The 3763-nt window shown below is 53.3% G+C and carries 2 rRNA genes; both read left to right on the top strand.

Annotated features, from left to right (window positions below):
- Positions 1 to 35 precede the first annotated feature (35 nt).
- Positions 36 to 1550 (top strand): 16S ribosomal RNA (locus tag QP752_RS11135).
- A 438-nt stretch (positions 1551 to 1988) separates the two neighbouring features.
- Positions 1989 to 3763 (top strand): 23S ribosomal RNA (locus QP752_RS11130); the annotation flags it as partial.

The following is a 3763-nucleotide window of genomic DNA, read 5'->3' as shown; positions in this document are numbered from 1 at the left end:
GGCTTTTCACGGCCTTGTTTCTTTCTGAAATAGTTTTTGTGGAGAGTTTGATCCTGGCTCAGGATGAACGCTGGCGGCGTGCTTAACACATGCAAGTCGAACGGAAAGGCCAGTGCTTGCACTGGTACTCGAGTGGCGAACGGGTGAGTAACACGTGGGTGATCTGCCCTGTACTTCGGGATAAGCTTGGGAAACTGGGTCTAATACCGGATAGGACAACTTTTTGGATATTGTTGTGGAAAGCTTTTGCGGTATGGGATGAGCTCGCGGCCTATCAGCTTGTTGGTGGGGTAATGGCCTACCAAGGCGTCGACGGGTAGCCGGCCTGAGAGGGTGTACGGCCACATTGGGACTGAGATACGGCCCAGACTCCTACGGGAGGCAGCAGTGGGGAATATTGCACAATGGGCGCAAGCCTGATGCAGCGACGCCGCGTGGGGGATGAAGGCCTTCGGGTTGTAAACTCCTTTCGCTAGGGACGAAGCGCAAGTGACGGTACCTGGAGAAGAAGCACCGGCTAACTACGTGCCAGCAGCCGCGGTAATACGTAGGGTGCGAGCGTTGTCCGGAATTACTGGGCGTAAAGAGCTCGTAGGTGGTTTGTCGCGTCGTTTGTGTAAGTCCACAGCTTAACTGTGGGACTGCAGGCGATACGGGCATAACTTGAGTGCTGTAGGGGAGACTGGAATTCCTGGTGTAGCGGTGAAATGCGCAGATATCAGGAGGAACACCGATGGCGAAGGCAGGTCTCTGGGCAGTAACTGACGCTGAGGAGCGAAAGCATGGGTAGCGAACAGGATTAGATACCCTGGTAGTCCATGCCGTAAACGGTGGGCGCTAGGTGTGAGTCCCTTCCACGGGATTTGTGCCGTAGCTAACGCATTAAGCGCCCCGCCTGGGGAGTACGGCCGCAAGGCTAAAACTCAAAGGAATTGACGGGGGCCCGCACAAGCGGCGGAGCATGTGGATTAATTCGATGCAACGCGAAGAACCTTACCTGGGCTTGACATGTAGCGGATCGCCGCAGAGATGTGGTTTCCCTTGTGGTCGCTATACAGGTGGTGCATGGTTGTCGTCAGCTCGTGTCGTGAGATGTTGGGTTAAGTCCCGCAACGAGCGCAACCCTTGTCTTATGTTGCCAGCACGTAATGGTGGGGACTCATGAGAGACTGCCGGGGTTAACTCGGAGGAAGGTGGGGATGACGTCAAATCATCATGCCCCTTATGTCCAGGGCTTCACACATGCTACAATGGTCGGTACAGCGCGTTTGCTACCTTGTGAGGGGATGCTAATCGCACAAAGCCGGCCTTAGTTCGGATTGGGGTCTGCAACTCGACCCCATGAAGTCGGAGTCGCTAGTAATCGCAGATCAGCAACGCTGCGGTGAATACGTTCCCGGGCCTTGTACACACCGCCCGTCACGTCATGAAAGTTGGTAACACCCGAAGCCAGTGGCCTGTCATGGGAGCTGTCGAAGGTGGGATCGGCGATTGGGACGAAGTCGTAACAAGGTAGCCGTACCGGAAGGTGCGGCTGGATCACCTCCTTTCTAAGGAGTTTTTTTATTGTGGCTCACAGTTGTGGGCTTGTTTGTTGGTTGAGTCACCGTGGGTGTGGCTGCCAATTTGTTGTTTCCGGGTGGAGACACACCAGCTACAAGGTTGCCACGCATTCGTGTGGTGGTTGTGGTTGTGGTTGCAGTGTGGCCGGGTTTTTGTAGTCAAAAAGAAGTGTTAATTATTGTGTGTTGGTGCACTGTTGGGTGTCTGAGGCAGCAGTTGTGTTGTCTTGATTGATTCCGCGTGTTGATCATTGACTTGTTTGGTTGGTGGTTGGTGTGTGGGGTGTGTTGTGTGAGAACTGTATAGTGGACGCGAGCATCTTTATTCTTGTGGAAGAATTTTTTGATTGTAAGTTTGCCTAACAACAAGTGATTGTCATGCTGTTTGTGTGTGGTGGTTGTTTGTTGTTTGTTTGTTGTGTGTTTTTGTTTTGTTACAAGGGCGTACGGTGGATGCCTTGGCATGCTTAGCCGATGAAGGACGTGTGAGGCTGCGTTATGCCTCGGGGAGTTGCCAACAAAGCGTTGATCCGAGGATGTCCGAATGGGGAAACCTGGCACTTGTTATGGAGTGTTACCTGCAGATGAATGTATAGTCTGTGTGGGGGTTACGCGGGGAAGTGAAACATCTCAGTACCCGTAGGAGAAGAAAACAATTGTGATTCTGCTAGTAGTGGCGAGCGAACGTGGATGAGGCTAAACCATGCGTGTGTGATACCTGGCAGGGGTTGCGCGTGTGGTGTTGTGGGCGATGATTGTGGGTATGCTGCCATGTACCCTCATGATGCGGCGTGTTAGCGGAAGTCACCTGGGATGGTGTGCCGGAGAGGGTGAGAGCCCCTGTACGTGAAGGCGTGTCGTGTTGTGGTGATTGTTTGCCCGAGTAGCAGTGGGCTCGTGGAATCTGCTGTGAATCTGCCGGGACCACCCGGTAAGCCTAAATACTAAGTGTGACCGATAGTGAATAAGTACCGTGAGGGAATGGTGAAAAGTACCCCGGGAGGGGAGTGAAAGAGTTCCTGAAACCGTGCGCTTACAATCCGTCAGAGCACCGCGTGTGTGTGATGGCGTGCCTTTTGAAGAATGAGCCTGCGAGTCAGCGGCATGTCGCGAGGTTAACCCGTGTGGGGTAGTCGTAGCGAAAGCGAATCCTAATTGGGTGTTGTAAGTGGCATGTCCTGGACCCGAAGCGGGGTGATCTACCCATGGCCAGTGTGAAGCAGCTGTAAGAGGTTGTGGAGGCGCGAACCCACTTAGGTTGAAAACTGAGGGGATGAGTTGTGGGTAGGGGTGAAAGGCCAATCAAACTCCGTGATAGCTGGTTCTCCCCGAAATGCATTTAGGTGCAGCGTTATAGTAGTTTGCCGGAGGTAGAGCTACTGGTTGGTTGAGCGGGACTATCATCTTAGCAACATCAGCCAAACTCCGAATGCCGGTTAAGTGTTCTATAGCAGTGAGACTGTGGGGGATAAGCTTCATAGTCGAGAGGGAAACAGCCCAGATCGCCGGTTAAGGCCCCTAAGGGTGTACTAAGTGGAAAAGGATGTGGGATCGCGAAGACAGCCAGGAGGTTGGCTTAGAAGCAGCCATCCTTGAAAGAGTGCGTAATAGCTCACTGGTCGAGTGGTTCTGCGCCGACAATGTAGTGGGGCTCAAGTACACCGCCGAAGCCGCGGCATAGTTTTTACTATGGGTAGGGGAGCGTCGTGCATGGGGTGAAGCCATACTGTAAGGGGTGGTGGACTGTGTGCGAGTGAGAATGCAGGCATGAGTAACGAGAGATACGTGAGAATCGTATCCGCTGGATGACTAAGGGTTCCTGGGTCAAGTTCGTCTTCCCAGGGTGAGTCGGGTCCTAAGGCGAGGCCGACAGGCGTAGTCGATGGTCAACGGGTTGATATTCCCGTACCCGTATGCATGCGACAAAGAGTGAAGCGGTGATACTAACCACCCTGAACTGGCAACATGCGCATCCTTTTGGGTGTGTGGTTGTTGGTGATGCGTGGGGCCTGATCCGTGGTAGTTCAGTGATGGGGTGACGCAGTCAGGTAGCCGCGCCAAGTGTTGGATATTCTTGGTGTAAGCGTGTGGCACGTCGACTAGTGAAATGCGGTCGATATTTTGTGTGAGGCGTGATGCGTAGCCCAATTGTTGGGTGATGGTGGTGATCCTTTGCTGTCGAGAAAAGCCTCTAGCGATGT

This window comes from Corynebacterium sp. UMB10321, from assembly GCF_030228725.1.
Taxonomy (GTDB): domain Bacteria; phylum Actinomycetota; class Actinomycetes; order Mycobacteriales; family Mycobacteriaceae; genus Corynebacterium; species Corynebacterium pseudogenitalium.
The sequence above is the reverse complement of the archived record's forward strand: the minus strand, read 5'-3'. Positions and strand labels throughout refer to the sequence as shown.